The sequence below is a fragment of the Maritalea sp. genome (genome assembly GCF_051251695.1).
Lineage (GTDB): Bacteria > Pseudomonadota > Alphaproteobacteria > Rhizobiales > Devosiaceae > Maritalea.
On record NZ_JBPOEU010000012.1, the window covers coordinates 103636 to 124610 of the forward strand.

Genomic DNA, 20975 nt, shown 5'->3' on the forward strand with positions numbered 1-20975 from the left:
TATATGAGTGACAACGATAAAAGATCAGATGCAACATCAGGTGAAGAGGGTAAAAAGACCCTCTCGCTAAAAGGCGGACCAGCTGCTGGCGGTCGTCCTGGTGCTGCGCGGTCTTCTCGGACCGTCGTAGTGGAAAAACGAACACGCCAATTCACCCCACCCGGTGGCGCTGGCGCACCTCGTCCTGCGGGCGGTGATAGTGCAACAGCACCGGCAAGACCACAGGGTCAACGCCCCCAAGGTCAGCGCCCAGGTGGGCAACGACCTGGCGGACAACGCCCTGGTTCCCAAAATCAAAGTGGTCGGCCAAATAATAATCGTAACCGTCCAGCAGGCGGTGGCGACAAACGGCCAGTTCAACAGGGTCTAACCAGTTCTGAAAATGCAGCCCGCGAGCGCGCCTTACGCGCAGCCGCTGCACGTGCTGGCGATGAAAAGCGTTTGCAGGCTGAAGCCGAGCAACGTCGCATCGATGATGCCGCACGCCGCAAAGCAGATCGCGAAGAAGCGGAACGCGCAAAATTGGCTGAAGCAGCTCGTCTTGTTGAAGAGCGTGAAGAAAGTGAACGTGCGGCTGCTCAAGAAGCGAAGCAAAAAACCGCTGCGCCGAAAGAAAAAGCTGCTGCTCCTGCAAAAGCTGAGGAAGCGCCTTACGAGCCGCCTGCCCCCCCAACCGAGCGTGCAAATTCCAAAACACCGGAACAACATGCACGTAAGTCTGGCGCACCTTTGGTTCGTCAGGACGAATTGGAACGGGCAAAGCGCGCGGCGAAACCGCAGCCGACCAAAAAATCAACTGCACCTGATCGCCGCAAAACACGTCTCACCGTGACAGCAGCGACCCGTGGCGACAGCGAACGCGATCGTGGTCCTTCAATGGCCGCAATGCGTCGTCGCCGTGAGAAGCAGCGTGGCAAAGGTCCGCAAATTCCTAAAGAAAAAATTGCACGTGAAGTCATTATTCCAGAAGCGATTAGCGTTCAGGAATTGGCTAACCGTATGGCTGAACGTGCTGTTGATGTGATCAAACTGATGATGGCGCAAGACCAAATGGTCACCATCAATGACGTTATTGACGCAGATACTGCTGAGCTGATCGCAACAGAGATGGGCCACACGGTTAAACGTGTTGCTGAAGCTGATGTGGTAGAGGGTGTGTTTGAAGACGAGGGCACACAAAACCCTGACGACTTGAAACCACGTGCGCCAGTTGTGACCATCATGGGTCACGTTGACCACGGTAAAACGTCGCTACTCGACGCTCTTCGCAAAGCCAATGTGGTTTCGGGCGAAGCTGGCGGCATTACGCAGCATATCGGTGCATATCAAGTTGAGCGCGACGGTCAAAACATCACGTTCTTGGATACACCGGGCCACGAAGCGTTTACCGCAATGCGTGCCCGTGGTGCGCAAGCGACGGATATCGCTATCTTGGTGGTTGCGGCTGACGATGGCGTTATGCCTCAAACCATTGAATCGATCAAACACGCGAAAGCGGCCGGCGTGCCGATTATCGTGGCGATCAACAAAATGGATAAGCCAGAAGCCGATCCAAGCCGTGTGCGCAACGAATTGCTTCAACATGAAGTGTTTGTTGAGACCATGGGCGGTGAAATTCTAGATGTTGAAGTTTCTGCCGTTAAAAAGCAAAACCTTGATGGCATCTTGGACGCGATTGTCCTTCAGTCTGAAATTCTTGAACTCAAAGCAAATCCTGAGGGCCGTGCCCAAGGTATTGTTATTGAAGCGAAACTGGACAAGGGCCGTGGTGCCGTTGCAACAGTCTTGGTTCAGAACGGCAAGTTGGCTGTGGGTGACATTGTTGTTGCTGGGTCGCAATGGGCGAAAGTTCGTGCATTGATCAACGACAAAGGCGAGCAGATTAAAACGGCAGGTCCTTCAACCCCGGTTGAAGTTCTTGGGTTTACCGGTGTTCCAGATGCTGGCGATTTGTTTGGTGCGGTTGAGCACGAAGCGAGAGCCCGTGAAATTTCTGAATATCGTCAACGTGGAAAACGTGAGAAATCTGGCGCTGGTGGCGGTGTAACATCGCTTGAGCAAATGATGTCTCAGCTTAAAACCGAAGATATGGCCAAAATTCCATTGGTTGTTAAAGGTGACGTACAAGGTTCTGTTGAAGCCATTACCGGTGCGCTTGATAAGTTGGGCACAGACGAAGTGTCTGCTCAAGTGCTTATTGGCGGTGTTGGCGGTATCACAGAGAGCGACGTGACATTGGCCGCGGCTTCAAATGCTGTTGTGATCGGCTTTAACGTACGGGCGAATAAGCAAGCACGCGAAGCGGCGACGCGCGAAGGCGTTGAAATTCGCTATTACAACATCATTTACAACCTTGTAGATGACGTGAAAGCGGCAATGTCCGGTCTATTGTCTCCAGAGGTGCGCGAAACCTTTATCGGTAACGCGAAAATCCTTGAAGTCTTCAACATCACCAGAGTTGGTCGTGTTGCTGGTTGTCAGGTTACCGACGGTATGGTGGAACGTGGCGCAGGTGTTCGCTTGATCCGTGATGACGTTGTTGTCCATGAAGGCAAGCTTTCAACATTGAAACGCTTCAAAGACGAAGTGAAAGATGTTCAAGTTGGTCAAGAATGCGGTATGGCGTTCGAAAAATACGAAGATATGCGCGCAGGCGATATCATCGAATGTTACCGCGTCGAATCGATTGAGCGCACGCTTTAACGTTCTCGTCAAAATTACAGATTTATATATGGCGTCTTCTGGCGCCATATTTTTTGTCTTTTTGATATTTGGTGTTCTATACTAGGTGCTACTTTTTGCGCTTTGTTGGCTTTGTAGGTAAGGCTTTTGAAAGAGAACGACAAGCTGTAAAAATTTCAGCGATCAGCGTTTCATCTTTAAACAGCGTTTCGGGAACGGCGACATAATCCTTCATAATTGACCCATATTGCACCACTGGCTCACTGCCTAAAAGCGGCGCAAATGTTGCTGCCTTGACTTTGTTGAGGCGCAAGCAAATACGCCCATCTCGATCAAGAAAACTATACATATTGCCATTAATTGAGGTGTACGGGTTGTTTTTGCCCTTCACTACATCGTCGAAATAGGCCGATACAAGCGCCTGATACCGATCAAGATTTTTCATCTCATTTGTCATTTTCTTCCGCTCAAACTTTTCTGTTTACAAAACATAGAAAATATATAACCATATGGTTATGGATTCGCAACAACTTGATCATATATTTTTCGCGCTGTCTGACCCTGTGCGGCGCGGTATCCTCAGTCGCTTGTCGACTGGGGAGCAAAATGTCGGCGACTTAACCAAGACGTTTGCCATTAGCCAGCCGGCCATTTCACGGCACCTTAAAGTACTGGACAGGGCAGATTTGGTTCGTCGAAAAAAACGTGGCCGCGAGCAATTTATCAGTGTCAATGCAAGGGCCGCAGATGAGGCGGCTAAATGGATCCACTATTATTCCAACCTTTGGCATCACCAATTCGATCTCGTCGAACAAAAATTGAAACAATTGGAGAATTCGGATGAGCGTACAGATTAACTGCGAGCAAAATTGCCTTACAGCCAAAAAAATATATGACGCGGCCAAAGCGGACGTGTTTGATGCATGGATTGACGCGGCTAAAACCACTCATTGGTGGGGATGTGAAGATACCTCGAAGGTACAATCTGATATTGAGCCGCAACAGGACGGTTGCTATCGGCACAAAATGACCATCAATGGTGTCGGGGAGCATACGGTTGAGGGCAAAATTATCACATTTGATCCACCAAATTTGCTGATTTATCAAATGCCAGGTTTTTCGGCGGATCAGATCGTAACAGTGAGGGTCATTTTTGAACAGTCAGAAAGCGGCACGTTGGTCACTTTGATGCAATCGCCAGTCCATCCTGAATATCAAGAAATCGTCAGCAATGGGTGGCGAGCTGCGTTTGAGCGTCTCGGGCAGTTTTTTGATGGCCAGCGTCGGGTGGCTTGAGCAAAGCTTTAAATCCTCTAGCAGCAAATTGGCTTTCGGCGTATGCTTTTTTAAAGTGTCTTCACTTATTGAGCGTGTTCAAATGGACCTCACGCTTTACTTCGCAGTTGTTGTTTTGGAGCTTACACTTGGCCCCTCTGTTTTGCTTGGTGTTTCTCATTCTTTGGGAATTGGCTGGCGTCGCGTGATGTTCACAGCTCTTGGCGACGTTAGTGCAAATGTTATTTAGATGGCGCTTGCCGCAACTGGATTGGGCCTAGTTTTGGCGACCTCCGCGGCAGCGTTCACCATTCTCAAAATCGTTGGAATTGCCTATCTGGTTTGGTAGGGGATCAAAATGATCCGCTCCAAAACCACATTTCAAACAGATGGGATTGAAAACCTCCCAAGGAAGTCAAATTGGTGGCATGTCAGGCAAGGATTTGTGGTGGCGATAACCAGCCCCAAAGCCATAGCGTTCTTTGTTGCCTTCTTTCCCCAGTTTATTGACCCGACGCAACCATTGGTGCCTCAATTCACTTTGATGGCGGTCAGTTTCGTCATACTTGATTATTCCGCCGTAGTGGCTTATGCCTTCATCGCTCAGCGCGCGGGAACCAGTTTGGCCAAAAGCGGCGCGGCATATTGGATCAACAAAATATCTGGCGGAACAGTTTTGGTGGGCGCGACAATGTTAGCCACCATCAAAAAATCAGCCCCCAGCCACTAAAGGCAAAATATTATGAGCGGTGAAAAGCTTCCATCCCAGCGTCAATTGCGGGTCGGCGAATTGGTGCGACATGCGCTTTCTGCGTTCTTGTCTCGTGATGAAATTCTAGACCCAGACTTAGATGGCGCATTCATAACAGTTCCCGAGGTCCGCATGTCCTCGGATCTGAAATGGGCAAAAGTCTATATTATGCCATTGGGTGGGCAAGAGGTGCAGACCGTCGTTGAAGCGCTCAACCGCAACCAAAAATTCATTCGCGGCCAAATCACGCCAAAACTGGATCTTCGGTTTTCACCTGAGTTCAAGTTTTATGCAGATGAAACATTTGACGAGGCTGGCCGGATCGACAAGCTGTTGCGTTCAGATCACGTGGCGCAAGATCTTGCGCGCGAAGATGAATCTGACGAAAACGAAGTTAAAAATCAAGACGACCAGTAAACGGCCAAAAGATCAAATTGATGACCCAGTTAAAACGTGTAAAACGGCCCATTTCCGGCTGGCTTATTCTCAATAAGCCTTATGATATGACTTCGACCCAAGCCGTGGGTAAAATCAAATGGCTGTACAGCGCCAAAAAAGGCGGCCATGCGGGAACGCTTGACCCATTGGCGACTGGCATCCTGCCGATTGCCTTGGGCGAAGCGACAAAAACCGTGCCCTATGTGCAAGATGGCATCAAAATCTATGAGTTTGATCTGAAATGGGGCAGCGCCACCACAACAGACGACATCGAGGGCGAAGTGGTTGCCACTTCCGACGTACGACCAAGCAAGGGTGAACTTGAAGCGGTCTTGCCTCAGTTTACCGGCACCGTCACCCAAATTCCCCCGGCATTTTCTGCCATCAAAATTAACGGCGAACGCGCTTATGATTTGGCGCGCGCCGGTGAAAAAGTGGATATGCCACCACGCGATGTTCAAATCGAGGCGTTTGAGTTGGTTTCTCACAGCGACGACGTGTCGGCATTTCGCGTGACGTGTCAAAAAGGCACCTATGTGCGGGCGCTCGCGCGCGATATCGCAGAACAATTGGGCACAAAAGGCCATGTTTCGCGCCTCCACCGGGCGGCTGTTGGCCCATTTACCGATGAAGATGCGACCAGTATTGATGAAATCGAAGCCCTTGAATTGGCTGAGCGCGATCTAGAATTACGTTCCTTAAATGATGCGGTTGCTCATCTTGAAGAAATCAGCTTGGATGAGCGTCAGGCACAATTGGTCCGTATGGGCAATCCAGCACTTCTGATCGGCAAAAACGCACCGATCTCGGTAGAAGAAGCCTATGCCACCCATAAAGGTGAAATGGTTGCTCTTGGGTTTGTTGAAAAAGGCCAGTTCAAGCCAAGTCGGGTCATCGTAGCGGGTTGAACCTGCGCTGAAAACCTACCTCTTTTCATCGGCTAAATTTTCCTGTATAAGCCAGCCTAACCGCCCTTATGGTCTGACCGACGGGCGGCCAATTCGGGCCAGCGCTGGACGACATCTTGGCGCATGGCGGCTTATTACTCCTTTAGTTTTGTAGAAGGGAATTTACGATGTCGATAACTGCTGAGCGTAAAGAAGAGCTTATCAAAGAATATGCAACCAAAGAGGGTGACACTGGTTCACCTGAAGTACAGGTTGCGATCCTTTCAGAGCGCATCACCAACCTCACCGAACATTTTAAAGGCCACAAGAAGGATAACCATTCCCGTCGTGGTCTATTGAAAATGGTTAGCTTGCGTCGTCGTTTGCTTGATTATGTCAAGAAAAAAGACGATGCGCGTTACAGGTCGCTCCTTGAGCGTCTTGGTTTGCGTCGCTAGACAAAAACTTTTGGCGCGGTGGCCTAGATGGTCGCCGCGTCACTTATAATCTAGCGAAACGGACAAGCGAGCAGGATCGTCGGTCGCTTTTGAAGTATATTTACTTCATTTCAAAAGCGCCTTGCCATCCGGCTCACTTTCCCGTTTCGCCAATTGAATGAATGATGCCTTGTCGACGATGAAAATGTGACCATGAGGGTCATGTCCGGCAGGGCCATATAGGAACAAAAAGATATGTTTGATCACCATAAGGTGGAACTAAACTGGGGCGGCCAACCGCTGACCCTTGAAACAGGTAAAATGGCACGTCAGGCTGACGGCGCTGTTTTGGCAACCCTTGGCGAAACCGTTGTATTGGCAACCGTTGTTTCAGCCAAAAAAGCAAAAGCGGGCGTCGATTTTTTCCCGATGACCGTGAACTACCAAGAAAAATTCTACGCTGCGGGTAAAATCCCGGGTGGCTACTTCAAACGTGAAGGCCGTCCAACAGAAGCGGAAACACTGATCTGTCGTTTGATCGACCGTCCAATCCGTCCATTGTTCCCAGCGGGCTATAAGCACGAAACACAAATCGTTGTAACAGTACTTCAGTACGACCTGGAAAACCGTCCAGACGTTCTTGGCCTGGTTGCAGCTTCTGCAGCGCTCACCATTTCTGGTATCCCGTTCATGGGCCCAATTGGTGCGGCACGCGTTGGTTATATCGACGGCGAATATGTTTTGAACTTTGCGCCAGAACAAGGCACAGATTCAAAATTGGATTTGGTCATGGCCGGCACACAAGACGCCGTTTTGATGGTTGAATCAGAAGCTAGCGAACTAAGCGAAGATCAGATGCTTGGCGCGGTTATGTATGGCCACGAGCAATCACAAAAAGTCATTGATGCGATCATCAAGCTTGCTGAATTAGCGGCTAAAGAGCCACGCGAGTTCGAAGCAGAAGACAATTCTGCCCTTGAAGCTGAAATGCTTAAATTGGTTGAAGACGATTTGCGCGCTGCTTATCAAATTACTGAAAAGCAAGAACGTTACGTTGCTATTGATGCGGCTAAAGCCAAAGTGAAAGAGCACTATGCTCCAGCCGAAGGCGAAGACGCTCAGTATAAAGACGAAACAATTGGTGCAGTGTTTAAATCGCTTCAAGCACAAGTTGTTCGCTTGAGCGTTTTGGATACAGGCAAGCGTATTGATGGTCGTGATCTTTCAACGGTTCGTCCTATCATTGCTGAAGCTGGCATTTTGCCACGTACGCACGGTTCTGCTGTGTTTACACGCGGTGAAACACAAGCCTTGGTTGTTGCAACGCTAGGTACTGGCGACGACGAACAGTTCGTTGATAGCCTTGACGGTACGTTCAAAAACAACTTCATGCTGCACTATAACTTCCCTCCATATTCTGTGGGTGAAGCTGGTCGTATGGGCGGCACAAGCCGTCGTGAAACGGGCCATGGTAAATTGGCTTGGCGCGCGATCAACCCAGTACGCCCAAGTGTTGAAGAATTCCCTTACACTATTCGTATCGTGTCTGAGATCACTGAATCTAATGGTTCATCTTCAATGGCAAGTGTTTGCGGTGCATCATTGGCGCTTATGGATGCAGGTGTTCCGATGGCACGTCCGGTTTCTGGTATTGCCATGGGCTTGATCATGGAAGGCGAGCGTTTCGCTGTTCTTTCAGACATTTTGGGTGATGAAGATCACCTTGGCGACATGGACTTTAAAGTGGCTGGTACGTCAGAAGGTATCACTTCACTTCAAATGGACATCAAAATCGCTGGCATCACCGAAGACATCATGAAAACAGCTTTGGCTCAGGCTAAAGATGGTCGTGAGCATATCTTGGGCGAAATGTCTAAAGCGCTTGATGGTGCTCGTGACGAAGTTGGTGAATTTGCGCCACGCATCGAAACCATGAAGATCCCAACCGACAAAATCCGTGAAGTTATCGGTACTGGCGGCAAAGTGATCCGTGAGATCGTTGAAAAAACCGGCGCTAAAGTGAACATCGAAGACGATGGCACCATCAAAATTGCTTCAAGCGATGGCAAAGCCATCGACGCAGCGATTAAATGGATCAAGTCGATCACAGATGAGCCAGAAGTTGGCGAAATCTACCAAGGTACAGTTGTTAAATGTGTTGATTTTGGCGCATTCGTGAACTTCTTTGGTCCACGTGATGGCCTTGTACACATTTCACAACTTGCCGATAAGCGCGTTGAAAAAACAACTGACGTCGTTAAAGAAGGCGGCAAAGTCTACGTTAAATTGATGGGCTTTGACGACCGCGGCAAAGTGCGTTTGTCCATGAAAGTTGTAAACCAGGAAACGGGCGAAGAAATCAAAGAAGGCGAAGCTGACGAGTAGTCACTTCAAATTCTTTGACTGAATTAGAAAGCCCGGCCTGAGAAATCAGTGTCGGGCTTTTTGTTTACTGTTCTTTTGCGCCGCCGTTGGTCGCAGCGCTCAGCATTTTTTTGGCGCTCATGCCGCGCAGGCTGCCCAACCATCTTATTCGTCATCCTCGGACTTGATTTGAGGATCCACCCGGCTCTTTGATTTAATGAAACCAAATAAATGTGTTTCGGGGACATCGTCGCCAACTCACCAGGGCCCCTCGTGTCGAGCAAGAGGGTGATGATGGTTCTGTCGCAAAATTTACGCTCGGTTCATTTTGATTTTGTATTGAGCTCTCAACTAAATGAATATGCAGGTTGAGGTTCCAATGATCGACTTTAAAGGCAGCCACTATCCCAAAGACGTAATTTTATATGCGGTATTTTTCTATGTCAGATACGCTGTATCCTATCGTGATCTGGAAGAGATTATGGCAGAGCGTGGTGTTGTCGTTGACCACGCGACGCTGAACAGATGGGTGGTCAAGTATTCACCGTTGATTGCATGTGAGGCTCATCGCCGGAAATCCGCAACAAACAGTTCTTGGCATATGGACGAGACCTACATTAAGGTTAGGGGCAAGTGGATGTATCTTTATCGCGCTGTTGATAAACACGGGAAAGCCCTTGATTTCATGCTGTCTGAGCGCCGAAATGAAGTCGCAGCTACTAATTTCTTTGCTCGAACAATCAAAAATAATGGTTGGCCTGAAAAGGTTGCAATAGATAAGAGTGGAGCTAATTTTGCAGGATTACAAAACATGAATCTGCTACTGCTATTGCATGGATGGTTGTGGCTAATCGACGTCCTGCAGGTCAAATATCTCAATAACATGATTGAACAAGACCATCGTTTCATCAAGAAGTTGACCCGCCCTATGAAAGGCTTCAAATCCTTTCAATCTGCATCAGCAACATTGGAGGGTATCGAAGTCGCTCACATGATCCGAAAGCACCAATTTATATTCAGTGGCCAATCCGTATTTCAGCAATTCGCATCACTCGCTGCATAATCGTGGCTAGCGATAGCCAGTTCTCTAACCGCTTAAAAAATTGCGACAGAACCGTCCGTAGTCAGGGTATTTGGAACCAATAGACGCTGACGTCAGACATACGCATGCTTGGTGTAAACCCGATGGTTGACATAAAGAAAATTGGCCGACAAAATTTTGCCCAGTCACCATATTATGGGGCAGTGGCAAAAAATTGAATAAAAATTTTCGCCGTTAAACCTTTGTTAACCATGTTCTTTCGGACCAAGAACCAAAAAAATGAAATGCCTTTTGATAAAGGTCTGAAACTATTTCTGTTTTTCTTCCGTACTTAACTAGTAGCTGACTAATTGTGTCAGCCCAAACTGTATTAAGGGAGAAATTTCTATGACGGATAAATCCAAAATTTCTAGACGGCATGTGTTGAAGTGGACCGGCGTGTCGGCAACGATAATGGTTGCGGGTGCAGTTCTGCCCAACTTTGGCATCAGTGCCGCGCTTGCGGCAGATCTTGGTGAAGGCGACTTCGGCGTCTTGAACTATGCTTATGCGTTGGAGCAGCTGGAAGCCGCATATTATACGCAAGTGGTCGATAATCCTTATGCGGATATGTCCGATGCAGAAATGCAAATACTTACCGATATTCGTGACCACGAAATCGATCATCGTGACTTTTTGAAAGGTGCTTTGGGCGAAAAAGCAATTCCTGCTTTGGAAGTTGATTTTTCAGCCGTGGACTTTTCAAGCCGTGACAGCGTTTTAGAGACCGCCAAAACGTTCGAAGATTTGGGCGTTTCTGCCTATAATGGTGCCGGCAAATTGATCAAGAATCCTGATTATTTGCTACAGGCTGGTCGTATTGTTTCTGTTGAAGCACGCCACGCCGCAGCAATCCGTGATCTGCTTCTACCGCTCTCTGTGGCTTTTGCTGGACCTGATGTCATTGATGGCAATGGCTTGGATGTCGCCCGCGAACCGGCTGAAGTTCTTGCCGCTGCCGGTCCGTTCATCAAAACCGATGTCACCGCAAAATCATTTATTTAGGCGAAGCGTTCGTTAGAGGAGATTACTTATGGAACATCAAACAAAATCGAATATATTAGCTCAGGTCGATCCGGAAATTACGGAGATACTTGTCTCTAATCGTCGCAGCTTTTTCAAATCCGCTGCGGTTAAACTGGGCGCAATTGCCAGTGCCCCTGTGGTACTTGCAGCGGCTTCACAGCAAGCATTTGGCCAGAGCTTGCCCCAAAGTGTGGTAGACGTTCTCAATTATGCCCTCACGTTGGAGCATATTGAAGACGCGTTTTACCGGTCCGGACTTGAAGCCGGTGTGATCCCAGAAAAATACCTCACCATTTTCCGCCATATTGGTCTGCATGAAGCCCAACATGTGGAATTTCTCTCAAATGCACTTGGGAGTGCGGCTGTAGAACGTCCAGCGCTTGATCTAACTGCTGGCGGTAAATATGGCGATGCGCTTGAAAACTTCGACACATATTTGACCTTGAGCCAAACGTTCGAAGATCTTGGTGTGGCCGCTTATAAAGGCCAGGCTGGCAATCTGATCGACCATGATGATTTGTTGACCGTTGCTCTGCAAATCCACTCCGTGGAAGCACGTCACGCTGCAGTTGTTCGCAAAATTGGTGGCAAGAAAAGCTGGGATGGTGCTTATGACGAGCCCATGACCAAAGAAGAAGTTTTGGCTGCGGCCAAGCCATTCTTGGCATAGCTAAACCAATAGTCCTTGGGCTATGGAGCGCACCGCGTGGGTTCATGCGGTGTGTTTTTATGTCTAATGTACGTCGCAAATTTGAAGTGCGTAGGCAGCTGATAGGGCGCGCCACCCGTAAATGTGCTCGGGGGTGCCGGGGCAGCCTGCGCGGCGTGAGCGCAAAAGAATTAGAGTTGAGCGCAGCGACCAAAGGCGGCGCGAAAATGCCCTACCCCATCCGGTCCGGCAGCACCCGATGCGGTGGTTGGTGGCCATCCAAAAACGTGCGCATATTCACAATAACAGTTTCGCCCATCTCAATGCGCCCCTCAAGCGTGGCTGATCCCATATGCGCGGTCATCACCACCTTATCTTGCCGCGCCAGTTCAAGCAGCCTCGGATCGATGGGTTTATGATGCTCAAAAACATCTAAGGCTGCGCCGCTGATTTCGCCGGTTTCAACCGCTTCAATCAACGCATTCTCATCGATTAGATTTGGCCGTGCCAAATTTACGAGATAGGCCTCATTTTTCATCAAAGTAAGGCGCTGTTTGTTGATGATTTGTTTGGTTTGCTCTGTGCTCGGGGTGTGCAACGTCACAATGTCCACCGCACCTAGCATCCCGTCAAGATTATCCCAATAGTGGGCATCAAGTTCTTCTTCTACAACGGCTGGTTTGCGCGAGCGTCCAAAATAATGGATATCCAGCCCAAATGCCCGGGCGCGACGCGCCACAGCCATGCCGATGCGGCCCAAACCAACGATCCCTAGCCGTTTGCCCGCCAAACGACGGCCCAACATCCAATTGGGTGACCAGCCCGGCCATGTGCCGTCTTTTAACAGCATCTGCGAGCCTTCAATCAGCCGACGCGGTACGGCCAAGATGAGGGCCATTGTCATGTCGGCGGTGTCGTCGGTCAAAACACTTGGGGTATTGGTTACGGTGATGTCGCGTTTTGCTGCGCCATTAACGTCGATATTGTCGACCCCATTGCCAAATTGTGCGATCATACGCACGCTGGAAGGAAGGTTGGAAATGAGTTCTGCATCAATTTTATCGGTAATTGTTGATACCAGAATTTCGCAATTTTGCGACTGTGTGATCAGCTCTTCGCTTGTTTGCGGCCGATCCTCGCCAACAAAGTGCGTATCAAACAAGGCGGCCATGCGCTCTTCAATCAACGCAGGCAAACGGCGTGTCACAAAAACCTTAGCCATAGATCCTGTCATTTAGAGCCCGTTTTCGCTATAGTTTAATTGAGAAACCAAGTTGGTCTTAGCCATACATTAAGGTGTATTTGCCTAATTGTTAGGCGAAATTCTATTCTGTGGAAAGAGCGTCACATATAATGCGTCAAATATCAGGTCTAAAAATCAACAACCTGCGCAAATTGATTGCACTCATATCTATGTGCTGCGGGATGATCTTCACGTCAATTGTGCCCGCGTGGGCGCAGAATGTTGGGGCTTCGGGCCTGCCGCTGCCACGCTTTGCCTCTTTAGGCTCCAGCAAAATAAACGTGCGGCATGGGCCGGGCCAAAAATATGATGTGGCATGGGTGTTTGTACAAAACGGCCTACCAATTGAAATCATCCAAGAATTTGATGCCTGGCGCAAGGTGCGTGATTCGGAAGGCGCAGAGGGCTGGATCCATAAAACGCTTCTTTCAGGTCGACGCACGGCCTTGGTCAAACCTTGGCTCGCCTCAACCGACGAGATCACCAATATTTACACACGGCCAGACCCAGCTTCCCCAATGCGCGCCATTTTGCAGCCCCAAGTTTTGGTGACGATTGATAAGTGCGAAAACAGCTGGTGCGAAGTTTCTGGTCGGTTCAAACCAGATGCGAACGCAGATAAAAACCAGAATTTTTCAGGCTGGATTAGCCAATCCACCCTCTGGGGCGTTTATCAAGGCGAAGTGTTGAAATAGCCAAGCGGCATCGATTGATGCTTAGCCTAAGCTTTTCACCCGCACAACAACATCCACATGGGTGATTTTCATGCCCTTGGGCGCGTCGGGTAAGCCACTGATTTCAATATCGTTTGTGGGAATGTCGACAACCCGGTCCTCATCTTCAATGAAGAAGTGATGGTGGTCGGATGTGTTGGTATCAAAATAAGTCCGCGCTGCGTCAACGGTCACTTCGCGCAACAGGCCAGCATCTTTGAACTGACGCAAACTATTATAAACGGTCGCTAAAGAGACGGTAATGCCTTCACCCGAAGCTTCAGCGTGCAGCGCTTCAGCACTGACATGACGGTGCCCGCCACCATAAAGCAAATCGGCAAGCGCTAGTCTTTGTCGTGTTGGACGTAGTCCAGCCATCCGCAAAACAGCTGTTAAGCAGGGGCCACGGGAAACATTCATAAAACGTTGATTGCTAAAGGGCGCAGTCATAAGGGTCTATTCATCTGTTGGTCTTTAATTGCGAATTATAATCAATTTCACCGCGCCAAACAACTGACCAATTGTCACGTAGTGAATATGCAAGTTTTTCGACATGCGTTTGGATCAATTCAGATACGGATTTTAGGTAAAACTACTTGAAATGTGGGTGTTTGCGGATAAAGTTAGAGTTCATCAAAAATGGGCGGAACGCGCAACCAAGTGCTTTGCGAATGTGAACAAAAATGTTATGCACGGCCAAAAGCATGTTTGGCCGAGCCACGATTCACGTCAAAATTTGGTCGCACTAAATAATAGATGAGGGATTTTTGGCCAATGACAGAACGTGCCAACCAGTTTAGCTACGAAGAATTGATCTTGCACAGCAAGGGTGAATTGCCGGGCCAAGGTGATGCGAAATTGCCAGCGCCACCAATGTTGATGTTTGATCGCATCACCAACATTAATGATGATGCAGGCGAATTTGGCAAAGGCAGTGTTACAGCTGAATTGGATTTGAACCCTGATCTTTGGTTCTATAAATGTCACTTTATTGATGATCCCGTAATGCCAGGCTGTTTGGGGCTTGATGCTTTGTGGCAAATGGTGGGGTTTTATCTGGGGTGGTCAGGCTCTCCGGGTCGCGGTCGGGCTCTTGGTGGTGCAATTAAGTTTACTGGGCAAGCGACGAACGACAAAAAGCTGCTCGAGTATCATGTGGACATCAAAAAACACATGCGTTCGCCGTTGCCCTTTGGTGTGGCCACGGGCTGGGTCAAAGCAGATGGCGAAATTATTTATAAGGCGGAAAATTTGCGCGTTGGTCTGATCGGCCTTGAAAACAAATAGTTCAATTTGTTAGCGCATTAAGAGGATTACATGAAAAGAGTTGTCATTACGGGCATGGGGATCGTTTCCTCCATCGGCAATAATAAGCAAGAAGTTTTGAAAAGCCTGCACGACGCGAAACCGGGCATCACCACAGCACCAATGCATGTTGAATATGGGTTTCGCAGCCAAGTGCATGGCGAACCAACACTAGATCCGTTTGAAATTCTTGATCGTCGGACAACGCGCTTCATGGCGCGCGGCGCTGCATGGAACTATATCGCCATGCAAGAAGCCATTGAACAGGCCGGGTTGGAAGAAGATAACATCTCCAATCCGCGCACGGGCATTGTTATGGGATCCGGTGGTCCATCCACGGAAACCCTCATCAAGGCTGCGGATCTAACGCGTAAAAACATGAATCCAAAGCGGATTGGTCCGCTGGCGGTTCCAAAAGCCATGAGTTCAACCGCATCTGCGACCTTGGCAACAGCGTTTAAAATCAAGGGCGTGAACTACACAATCACCTCTGCTTGCGCGACCTCCAAGCACTGTATTGGCAATGCCTACGAGCAAATTCAAATGGGCAAGCAAGATATTGTTTTTGCTGGCGGCAGCGAAGACCTTGAATGGTCAATGTCCAACATGTTCGACGCGCTTGGCGCAATGACATCTAAGTACAATGATACGCCTGAATTGTCTTCTCGTGCTTATGACAAAAATCGCGATGGTTTCATCATTGCTGGCGGCGCTGGCGTGATGGTTTTGGAAGAATATGAGCACGCAAAAGCCCGTGGCGCGAACATTTTGGCTGAATTGATCGGCTATGGGGCCACATCTGATGGCTATGACATGGTTGCGCCCTCTGGTGAAGGCGCGCAGCGTTGTATGCGTATGGCGCTTGAAACCGTTGATATGCCAGTTGACTATATCAACCCCCATGCCACTTCGACCCCGGTCGGCGATATCAGAGAAATCGAAGCCATTCGTGCTGTGTTTGGCAATGAGGATAAATGTCCACCATTGTCCGCCACCAAGTCATTGACTGGGCACTCATTGGGCGCAGTTGGTGTGCAAGAATCGATTTATTCTGTGATGATGATGAATGAAGGTTTCTTGTGCGAATCGGCAAATATTTTCGAACTTGATCCCGAGTTCGCAGATATGCCCATCTTGCAGGAACGCCGCGACAACCAATCCATCGGCTGTGTCATGTCAAACTCATTTGGCTTTGGTGGCACCAATGCCACATTGGTATTCAAGCACAAAGACGCTTAAGTGATCTGCTGGTTTGGCGATTTTTAAGGGGCCTTGTGGCCCCTTTTTTATGAACAATGCTCTATTGAGGAAATAAAATGTCTGATCCAATCTATGCCATCGGTGACATTCACGGGCAGTTTGAAATGCTTGAAAAAGCACTGGAAAAGATCGAGCGCGACGGCGGGCCCAATGCAAAAATTGTGTTTCTTGGCGACTATGTGGATCGTGGGGCGCACAGCAAAAAGGTCATTCAAACCTTAATGGACGGCGTCGGCGCGGGTAAAAATTGGGACTGCTTGCTGGGCAATCACGACCGGATGTTTTCGCTGTTTATGGAAGATGAGCCGCGCAGCGATCCGCACCTTTTGGTCGGCTATCATTGGTTCCACGACCGCATAGGCGGTACGGAAACGTTAGCATCCTACGGCGTGCAAATCGAAGAAAGAGAGCGCACAAGCGCCTTGCACGAAAGGGCGCGAGCTGCTGTGCCCAAAGAACACGTCGGGTTCTTGAAAGCCCTTAAGCCCTACCATCTTGCGCCCCAACATTTGTTCGTTCATGCAGGCATTCGCCCCGACGTACCGCTAGAGCAACAAACGCTCAACGATCTAACATGGATCCGAGAAGAATTTTTAGACCACGCCGAACCTCACCCATTTCTCGTGGTGCATGGTCATACCGCTATCGATCAAGCCACTCACTATGGTAACCGCGTAAATCTTGATTCAGGGGCCGGATATGGACACCCGCTCAGTGCTGCCGTTTTCGAAGGTGATAAAAGCTGGCTTTTAACAGACAAGGGGCGCGTGCCGATTAAAGCTTAAGCTTTGTCGGCACCCCCATTTTGATGATGATCAGACGGGGAAGCGCAGCCCAGTTGCCTCTTGTGCCCAATCCCAAAGTTTTGCTGCCTGCTGCTCATCACGGGCAGCGGGGTCTATAACCGCCAGTCCGGGTTCGCCAGATCGCTCCTCAGGGCCATCGGGTCCCCAATATTGCCCGCCTTCAACATCAAAAGATGTCGCCGCCACCAGCGCCGGGGCTGCGCCTTGCGCTGGGGCCATCATTTCGATGCCGGGCGGTATATCGTTTAGGTTACGGGTTAACTCGGTCCGGCTGACCCCCGGATGTGCCCCGAGTGAAAGCATATCACTGCCATGAGCGCGCAATCGCCGATCAAATTCGAGCGCAAACATCAGATCTGCCAACTTGCTCTGCCCATATTCCCGCCAAGGGTCATACGGTTTTTCAAGACCTAGATTGTCAAAATCAATGCTGGCGCCTCGGTGGGCGATGCTTGACATGGTGACAACCCGCGCACCCTGCGTTGCGTTCAACAAAGGAAACAGATGCCCGGTCAACGCGAAATGGGCGACAAAATTTACCCCGAACTGGATTTCAAATTGTTCCTTGGTTAAGCTTGGCGGTGGCACCATAACCCCAGCATTATTAATCAGAATATGCAGTTCTTTATGCTGAGCTACAAAATTCTGCGCAAACGCGTCAACTGATGCCAGACTTGTCAGGTCTAAAACGCCAACCTCAAGCGATGCGTCCGGCGAGGTCCGTTTGATCCGCTCAATCGCACCTTCCACTTTCTCGCGGTTGCGCCCGGCCAACACCACATGGACGTTTTGATCTGCCAGGGCTTTGGCCATCTCAAAGCCCAGTCCGGTATTGGCGCCGGTAATCAGGGCGGTTATATGATCTGTATTCATGTCGAACTCGCCTTTTAAAGCCCAAATGTCACTTTGGCGTGGTGGGTATCCATATATTCTTTCATGCGCTTGATGCGACCGTTCGAAATTTCAAACAAGAAGTGATAAGAATTATCATAAACGCTTCCCGTTGCGGTTTCAGCGTTCATATGCGCTTCTGCGGCAACCTTGTCGCCTTCAGCCACCATGCCGGTCACATTAAACTCAGCACCATTTGGGAACATGTCGCCTCCACTGCCAAAGAAACCCATGAAAAATCCTTTGTCGTGCTCCCCCGCTGTTTGCAGGTAACTCGGCTTGCCGCCAATCCACCAGCTGAAATCGGCAGTGGTCATCGCGTCGAGTGTTTGCACATCCGAAATTCGCATCGCTTCAACAAATTTGAGCACTAGATCTTTGTTGGTCATGTCCATCTCCTGGTTTTCAGATATAGAAATAGATGGCTTGTTTGCTTTACATGTGCAAGTAGGCACACTATTGGTATCTAGGAACCAAAAGGTAACTATTGAGGGATATTGGGACTTAACCATGGCAAAAAAGTCGTTTGAAGAATATATGCAATGCCCATTTCACTTAGCAATGAGCATGTTGGAAGGGCGATGGAAGTTCGCCATTCTATATGTGCTTTCTGCCAGCGGCACGACACGCTTTAAAGAACTTGAACGCGCAATTCCCGGCATTTCCACTCGAATGCTCACCAAAGAACTCAAACATTTGCAAAGCCATGGCATCGTTCGCCGGGTGCCTTATGCCACTGTGCCGCCCAAGGTTGAATATTCATTGACGGAGATCGGCAAAAGCATAGCGCCGGTGATTGAGTCAATCAGTAAATGGGGCGTTGAATATCTGGAAACGGTTACCCCCAAACCGCTCGTTTTGCGCCAAGAACAAACCCGCCGCGCATCTTAGGCCCTGCGTGCGTACCTAAAATCGTCTACGGACAATTTTGTATTGAGCCGTTTTTCAACATCATTCAGATGATGGGTTAAACTAGGGTGTGAACCCAATTATGAAATGATCTGCACAGCAGATCAATTTTGATCAGATTTAGGCGAAATTGGTCGAATTGACTGACGTCAATGAGCTGATTTCAACGACAAGCTGGCAAAATTGAATGCTGCCCTTCGGGTTGGACACAAAACAACTTGCTTCAGCGTCCAAAAGCCTCACCGATATCTATATCGCTTTCGTTTTTATCCTCAAATCAAGTTGTTTTGTGTCCAATGCAGACCGTTTCATAATTGAGTCCACACCCTAGGTAGCAATCTGGCCGACGCATCAATGCGACGTTGATCCCGGCGCGTAGGCCGGGATGGCCAACCGGGTTAACTGGTCTTTTCTACTAAGCCAAAACCACCCGCACAAAACCAAACGGCATCTGCGAAAACTCATAAGCATCCCGGAAATCCCATCTGCATCCCCGGAAACCCCAGCGGCGTCCCCGGACTTGATCCGGGGTCTATCTTTTAATTGATATCGCCCATCATCCAGCCAAAAACAACCCAATGAAGATCAACTTGCCCCAACCCGAAAACCAGTCATTTTCCCTGCCAAATTGGTGCGAATAAAGAGCTTGGCATTTATCTAAAATTTGGCAATGCTAGCAAAATAGAAATCTGATCTGAGTGGATGGGTTGTAGCGGCTCTTGCATCGAGGATGCGATAGCTTCACGCACGACAAAGGCCTGGCAAAACCAGCGCTTCAACCATACCCCGCAAGAGGAATGTTGAGCAATGCCGACACAATATCATATAAAATGCCGCCCGGGCGATGTCGCTGAATGTGTGCTGTTGCCTGGTGATCCTGCCCGTGTGGAAGTGATCGCGAGCCATTGGGATAGTGCGCATAAAGTTGCTGAAAATCGCGAATATGTCACCTATACGGGCACCTATAAAGGCGCGCCAATTTCCTGCATGAGCACCGGCATCGGCTGCCCATCCACAGCCATCGGCATCGAGGAGCTCGCACGATGCGGCGCGACTACATTTCTTCGTGTGGGAACCTGCGGTACTTTTCAAGACCATGTGAAGGTCGGCGACTTGGCAATTTTTGATTCTGCGGTTCGTGAAGATGGAACGTCAAAGGCCTATGCACCAGTGGAGTTTCCAGCTGTCGCCAGCGTTGACGTGGTAAATGCCTGCATTCAGGCGGCCAAATCTCACGACGTCTTAGCCCATGTTGGCACCACGCGATCCGCCGACACATTTTATGCTTCTCACCCGGCACCAGGATCGTCTTTTGGTGGCTATTGGCAATCCAACTGGAAGCAGCGTTTTGAAGACCTGCGCAGAATGAACGTGATTGCCGCCGAAATGGAAGCGAGCACAATTTTCGTGCTGGCCCGTGTTTGGGGACTACGGGCAGGCGGTGTTTCAGTTGTGTTGGACAACATGATGAAGCTGGGAGAAGAAGCAGATGAGTTCGACCCAGAAGCCCAACTTGACCACAGCGCCGCCTATATCAATAAACTGGCCGTGGTCGGAAGCGAGGCCGTAAGAATTTTGCACGAAGCCGGTTAGGTAGGGCGAACAGTGTTTCTTGAACGGGCGACAATTTATGTGCGTTCGGTGACGTAAGCTAATTTAGGTAATGAGCCTGAATACTTGCTCTGCAGCAGCAGCGGCGGTCAGGTCCGAATTGTCGATTTTGTGATAGTTTGGCCGGGATATTTCTCCAGCAAGAGAATTTTGTCTAAATGTCTGATGGCCACTAATTAGGTTCTTTTCAGAAACCTTTAAATCTCGCTTGGAGGGTTTATTTTTTAGTCTATTTTCGGTGCGATTTCTTTTTAGCCGCTCTGTAAAATTTGTTTCTAACTCAATCCAAAAAACCTCAGCTCCCTTTTCCTCGAATATTTGAGAAACCTCCTCAATAAACTTTTGGTCATTCGGGTCGTCAAAAGACCATACGAGTGTAAAGATGAAGCCCGGTTGCGAGCTTCCAGCGAATGCCCGAAAAAATTCTAATCGAATATTGGCGACCAGTTTTTGCCCTTGGGGCGTGCTAAAGCCGAAGTATTTTGTGACCAAGTCAATCGTCATGTGGTTGTGAAAAAGTTTCAAGCCGGAGAGCTTTTCTAACTCCTGACCAACCGTCATTTTGCCAACAGCTAATGGGATGTACCGGCTGCTTCCCCCGATGGGTTAACCTGTGAGGGTTACCTCATAAATTAGGAGAAGCAGAT

The 20975-nt window shown here is 49.1% G+C and carries 24 protein-coding genes; 18 read left to right on the top strand and 6 right to left on the bottom strand.

All coding sequences use genetic code 11. From position 1 onward, the window contains the following. Positions 1-3: 3 nt before the first annotated feature. Complete coding sequence (gene infB, locus ACSHWX_RS09280; protein ID WP_435667925.1) at positions 4-2703, top strand: translation initiation factor IF-2; 2700 nt, start codon at positions 4-6, stop codon at positions 2701-2703. 88 nt (positions 2704-2791) lie between these two features. Here infB and ACSHWX_RS09285 read toward each other — a convergent pair whose 3' ends face one another. After that, positions 2792-3139 (bottom strand): hypothetical protein, encoded by a 348-nt coding sequence (locus ACSHWX_RS09285; RefSeq protein WP_435667926.1) that lies wholly within the window; start codon positions 3137-3139, stop codon positions 2792-2794. 58 nt (positions 3140-3197) lie between these two features. On the opposite strand from ACSHWX_RS09285, the gene ACSHWX_RS09290 reads away from it, so the two are divergent. The 11 genes from ACSHWX_RS09290 (at position 3198) to ACSHWX_RS09340 (ending at position 11611) form a co-directional block, all read left to right on the top strand. Next, entirely contained in the window at positions 3198-3539 is a 342-nt protein-coding gene (locus tag ACSHWX_RS09290; protein WP_435667927.1) for an ArsR/SmtB family transcription factor, read from the top strand. Then, on the top strand, positions 3523-3978 hold the full coding sequence (locus ACSHWX_RS09295; RefSeq protein ID WP_435667928.1) for an SRPBCC family protein: 456 nt from the start codon (positions 3523-3525) through the stop codon (positions 3976-3978). The genes ACSHWX_RS09290 and ACSHWX_RS09295 overlap by 17 nt, the downstream gene beginning before the upstream one ends. A gap of 55 nt (positions 3979-4033) precedes the next feature. Next, positions 4034-4207, top strand: a complete 174-nt coding sequence (locus ACSHWX_RS09300; RefSeq protein WP_435667929.1) for a hypothetical protein — start codon at positions 4034-4036, stop codon at positions 4205-4207. Between the two features lie 108 nt (positions 4208-4315). Beyond that, complete coding sequence (locus ACSHWX_RS09305) at positions 4316-4687, top strand: LysE family translocator (RefSeq protein WP_435667930.1); 372 nt, start codon at positions 4316-4318, stop codon at positions 4685-4687. 12 nt (positions 4688-4699) lie between these two features. Beyond that, positions 4700-5125, top strand: coding sequence for a 30S ribosome-binding factor RbfA (gene rbfA / locus ACSHWX_RS09310; RefSeq protein WP_435667931.1), 426 nt, complete (start codon positions 4700-4702; stop codon positions 5123-5125). 17 nt (positions 5126-5142) lie between these two features. Next, positions 5143-6054: a tRNA pseudouridine(55) synthase TruB gene (truB, locus tag ACSHWX_RS09315; protein ID WP_435667932.1), complete on the top strand. Its 912-nt coding sequence runs from the start codon at positions 5143-5145 to the stop codon at positions 6052-6054. 167 nt (positions 6055-6221) lie between these two features. Continuing rightward, on the top strand, positions 6222-6491 hold the full coding sequence (rpsO, locus tag ACSHWX_RS09320; RefSeq protein WP_435667933.1) for a 30S ribosomal protein S15: 270 nt from the start codon (positions 6222-6224) through the stop codon (positions 6489-6491). 234 nt (positions 6492-6725) lie between these two features. Further along, complete coding sequence (pnp, locus tag ACSHWX_RS09325; RefSeq protein ID WP_435667934.1) at positions 6726-8855, top strand: polyribonucleotide nucleotidyltransferase; 2130 nt, start codon at positions 6726-6728, stop codon at positions 8853-8855. A 358-nt stretch (positions 8856-9213) separates the two neighbouring features. Continuing rightward, complete coding sequence (locus ACSHWX_RS09330) at positions 9214-9897, top strand: IS6 family transposase (protein WP_435667935.1); 684 nt, start codon at positions 9214-9216, stop codon at positions 9895-9897. Between the two features lie 366 nt (positions 9898-10263). After that, positions 10264-10920, top strand: coding sequence for a ferritin-like domain-containing protein (locus tag ACSHWX_RS09335; RefSeq protein WP_435667936.1), 657 nt, complete (start codon positions 10264-10266; stop codon positions 10918-10920). Between the two features lie 28 nt (positions 10921-10948). Beyond that, positions 10949-11611, top strand: coding sequence for a ferritin-like domain-containing protein (locus tag ACSHWX_RS09340; RefSeq protein ID WP_435667937.1), 663 nt, complete (start codon positions 10949-10951; stop codon positions 11609-11611). A gap of 211 nt (positions 11612-11822) precedes the next feature. Here ACSHWX_RS09340 and ACSHWX_RS09345 read toward each other — a convergent pair whose 3' ends face one another. After that, positions 11823-12812, bottom strand: coding sequence for a 2-hydroxyacid dehydrogenase (locus tag ACSHWX_RS09345; protein ID WP_435667938.1), 990 nt, complete (start codon positions 12810-12812; stop codon positions 11823-11825). A gap of 131 nt (positions 12813-12943) precedes the next feature. Between ACSHWX_RS09345 and ACSHWX_RS09350 the strand changes: the two genes are divergently transcribed. Next, on the top strand, positions 12944-13528 hold the full coding sequence (locus ACSHWX_RS09350; protein ID WP_435667939.1) for an SH3 domain-containing protein: 585 nt from the start codon (positions 12944-12946) through the stop codon (positions 13526-13528). Positions 13529-13549: 21 nt separating this feature from the next. Here the strand turns inward: ACSHWX_RS09350 and irrA are convergent, their stop codons facing one another. Further along, the gene (gene irrA, locus ACSHWX_RS09355; protein ID WP_435667940.1) at positions 13550-13966 is read right to left on the bottom strand and encodes an iron response transcriptional regulator IrrA; all 417 of its coding nucleotides are present in this window, start codon (positions 13964-13966) and stop codon (positions 13550-13552) included. Between the two features lie 354 nt (positions 13967-14320). Here irrA and fabA point away from each other — a divergent pair, with 354 nt between their 5' ends. The 3 genes from fabA to ACSHWX_RS09370 all read left to right on the top strand — a co-directional run bounded on the left by fabA (position 14321) and on the right by ACSHWX_RS09370 (position 16896). After that, positions 14321-14833 (top strand): bifunctional 3-hydroxydecanoyl-ACP dehydratase/trans-2-decenoyl-ACP isomerase, encoded by a 513-nt coding sequence (gene fabA / locus ACSHWX_RS09360; RefSeq protein WP_435667941.1) that lies wholly within the window; start codon positions 14321-14323, stop codon positions 14831-14833. Between the two features lie 30 nt (positions 14834-14863). After that, on the top strand, positions 14864-16090 hold the full coding sequence (gene fabB / locus ACSHWX_RS09365) for a beta-ketoacyl-ACP synthase I (RefSeq protein ID WP_435667942.1): 1227 nt from the start codon (positions 14864-14866) through the stop codon (positions 16088-16090). Between the two features lie 77 nt (positions 16091-16167). Further along, complete coding sequence (locus ACSHWX_RS09370) at positions 16168-16896, top strand: metallophosphoesterase family protein (protein ID WP_435667943.1); 729 nt, start codon at positions 16168-16170, stop codon at positions 16894-16896. A gap of 30 nt (positions 16897-16926) precedes the next feature. Here the strand turns inward: ACSHWX_RS09370 and ACSHWX_RS09375 are convergent, their stop codons facing one another. Further along, positions 16927-17790: an oxidoreductase gene (locus ACSHWX_RS09375; RefSeq protein ID WP_435667944.1), complete on the bottom strand. Its 864-nt coding sequence runs from the start codon at positions 17788-17790 to the stop codon at positions 16927-16929. A 14-nt stretch (positions 17791-17804) separates the two neighbouring features. Continuing rightward, positions 17805-18197 (bottom strand): nuclear transport factor 2 family protein, encoded by a 393-nt coding sequence (locus tag ACSHWX_RS09380; protein WP_435667945.1) that lies wholly within the window; start codon positions 18195-18197, stop codon positions 17805-17807. 121 nt (positions 18198-18318) lie between these two features. On the opposite strand from ACSHWX_RS09380, the gene ACSHWX_RS09385 reads away from it, so the two are divergent. Further along, entirely contained in the window at positions 18319-18699 is a 381-nt protein-coding gene (locus ACSHWX_RS09385; protein WP_435667946.1) for a winged helix-turn-helix transcriptional regulator, read from the top strand. Between the two features lie 825 nt (positions 18700-19524). Continuing rightward, on the top strand, positions 19525-20310 hold the full coding sequence (locus tag ACSHWX_RS09390; protein ID WP_435667947.1) for a nucleoside phosphorylase: 786 nt from the start codon (positions 19525-19527) through the stop codon (positions 20308-20310). A gap of 63 nt (positions 20311-20373) precedes the next feature. Here the strand turns inward: ACSHWX_RS09390 and ACSHWX_RS09395 are convergent, their stop codons facing one another. Further along, positions 20374-20889 carry a hypothetical protein gene (locus tag ACSHWX_RS09395; RefSeq protein WP_435667948.1) on the bottom strand — a complete coding sequence of 172 codons (516 nt, stop codon included), beginning with the start codon at positions 20887-20889 and terminating at the stop codon, positions 20374-20376. Positions 20890-20975: the final 86 nt, after the last annotated feature.

Excerpts from the sequence above, each read along its gene's own strand:
- infB (WP_435667925.1), top strand. The coding sequence starts at position 4 with ATGAGTGACAACGATAAAAGATCAGATGCAACATCAGGTGAAGAGGGT.
- ACSHWX_RS09390 (WP_435667947.1), top strand. The coding sequence starts at position 19,525 with ATGCCGACACAATATCATATAAAATGCCGCCCGGGCGATGTCGCTGAA.
- ACSHWX_RS09295 (WP_435667928.1), top strand. The coding sequence starts at position 3,523 with ATGAGCGTACAGATTAACTGCGAGCAAAATTGCCTTACAGCCAAAAAA.
- ACSHWX_RS09290 (WP_435667927.1), top strand. The coding sequence starts at position 3,198 with ATGGATTCGCAACAACTTGATCATATATTTTTCGCGCTGTCTGACCCT.
- pnp (WP_435667934.1), top strand. The coding sequence starts at position 6,726 with ATGTTTGATCACCATAAGGTGGAACTAAACTGGGGCGGCCAACCGCTG.
- rbfA (WP_435667931.1), top strand. The coding sequence starts at position 4,700 with ATGAGCGGTGAAAAGCTTCCATCCCAGCGTCAATTGCGGGTCGGCGAA.
- irrA (WP_435667940.1), bottom strand. The coding sequence starts at position 13,966 with ATGAATGTTTCCCGTGGCCCCTGCTTAACAGCTGTTTTGCGGATGGCT.
- ACSHWX_RS09340 (WP_435667937.1), top strand. The coding sequence starts at position 10,949 with ATGGAACATCAAACAAAATCGAATATATTAGCTCAGGTCGATCCGGAA.
- ACSHWX_RS09380 (WP_435667945.1), bottom strand. The coding sequence starts at position 18,197 with ATGACCAACAAAGATCTAGTGCTCAAATTTGTTGAAGCGATGCGAATT.
- ACSHWX_RS09370 (WP_435667943.1), top strand. The coding sequence starts at position 16,168 with ATGTCTGATCCAATCTATGCCATCGGTGACATTCACGGGCAGTTTGAA.
- ACSHWX_RS09385 (WP_435667946.1), top strand. The coding sequence starts at position 18,319 with ATGGCAAAAAAGTCGTTTGAAGAATATATGCAATGCCCATTTCACTTA.
- ACSHWX_RS09330 (WP_435667935.1), top strand. The coding sequence starts at position 9,214 with ATGATCGACTTTAAAGGCAGCCACTATCCCAAAGACGTAATTTTATAT.
- ACSHWX_RS09305 (WP_435667930.1), top strand. The coding sequence starts at position 4,316 with ATGATCCGCTCCAAAACCACATTTCAAACAGATGGGATTGAAAACCTC.
- fabB (WP_435667942.1), top strand. The coding sequence starts at position 14,864 with ATGAAAAGAGTTGTCATTACGGGCATGGGGATCGTTTCCTCCATCGGC.
- ACSHWX_RS09395 (WP_435667948.1), bottom strand. The coding sequence starts at position 20,889 with ATGACGGTTGGTCAGGAGTTAGAAAAGCTCTCCGGCTTGAAACTTTTT.
- rpsO (WP_435667933.1), top strand. The coding sequence starts at position 6,222 with ATGTCGATAACTGCTGAGCGTAAAGAAGAGCTTATCAAAGAATATGCA.
- fabA (WP_435667941.1), top strand. The coding sequence starts at position 14,321 with ATGACAGAACGTGCCAACCAGTTTAGCTACGAAGAATTGATCTTGCAC.
- ACSHWX_RS09350 (WP_435667939.1), top strand. The coding sequence starts at position 12,944 with ATGCGTCAAATATCAGGTCTAAAAATCAACAACCTGCGCAAATTGATT.
- ACSHWX_RS09375 (WP_435667944.1), bottom strand. The coding sequence starts at position 17,790 with ATGAATACAGATCATATAACCGCCCTGATTACCGGCGCCAATACCGGA.
- ACSHWX_RS09285 (WP_435667926.1), bottom strand. The coding sequence starts at position 3,139 with ATGACAAATGAGATGAAAAATCTTGATCGGTATCAGGCGCTTGTATCG.
- ACSHWX_RS09345 (WP_435667938.1), bottom strand. The coding sequence starts at position 12,812 with ATGGCTAAGGTTTTTGTGACACGCCGTTTGCCTGCGTTGATTGAAGAG.
- ACSHWX_RS09335 (WP_435667936.1), top strand. The coding sequence starts at position 10,264 with ATGACGGATAAATCCAAAATTTCTAGACGGCATGTGTTGAAGTGGACC.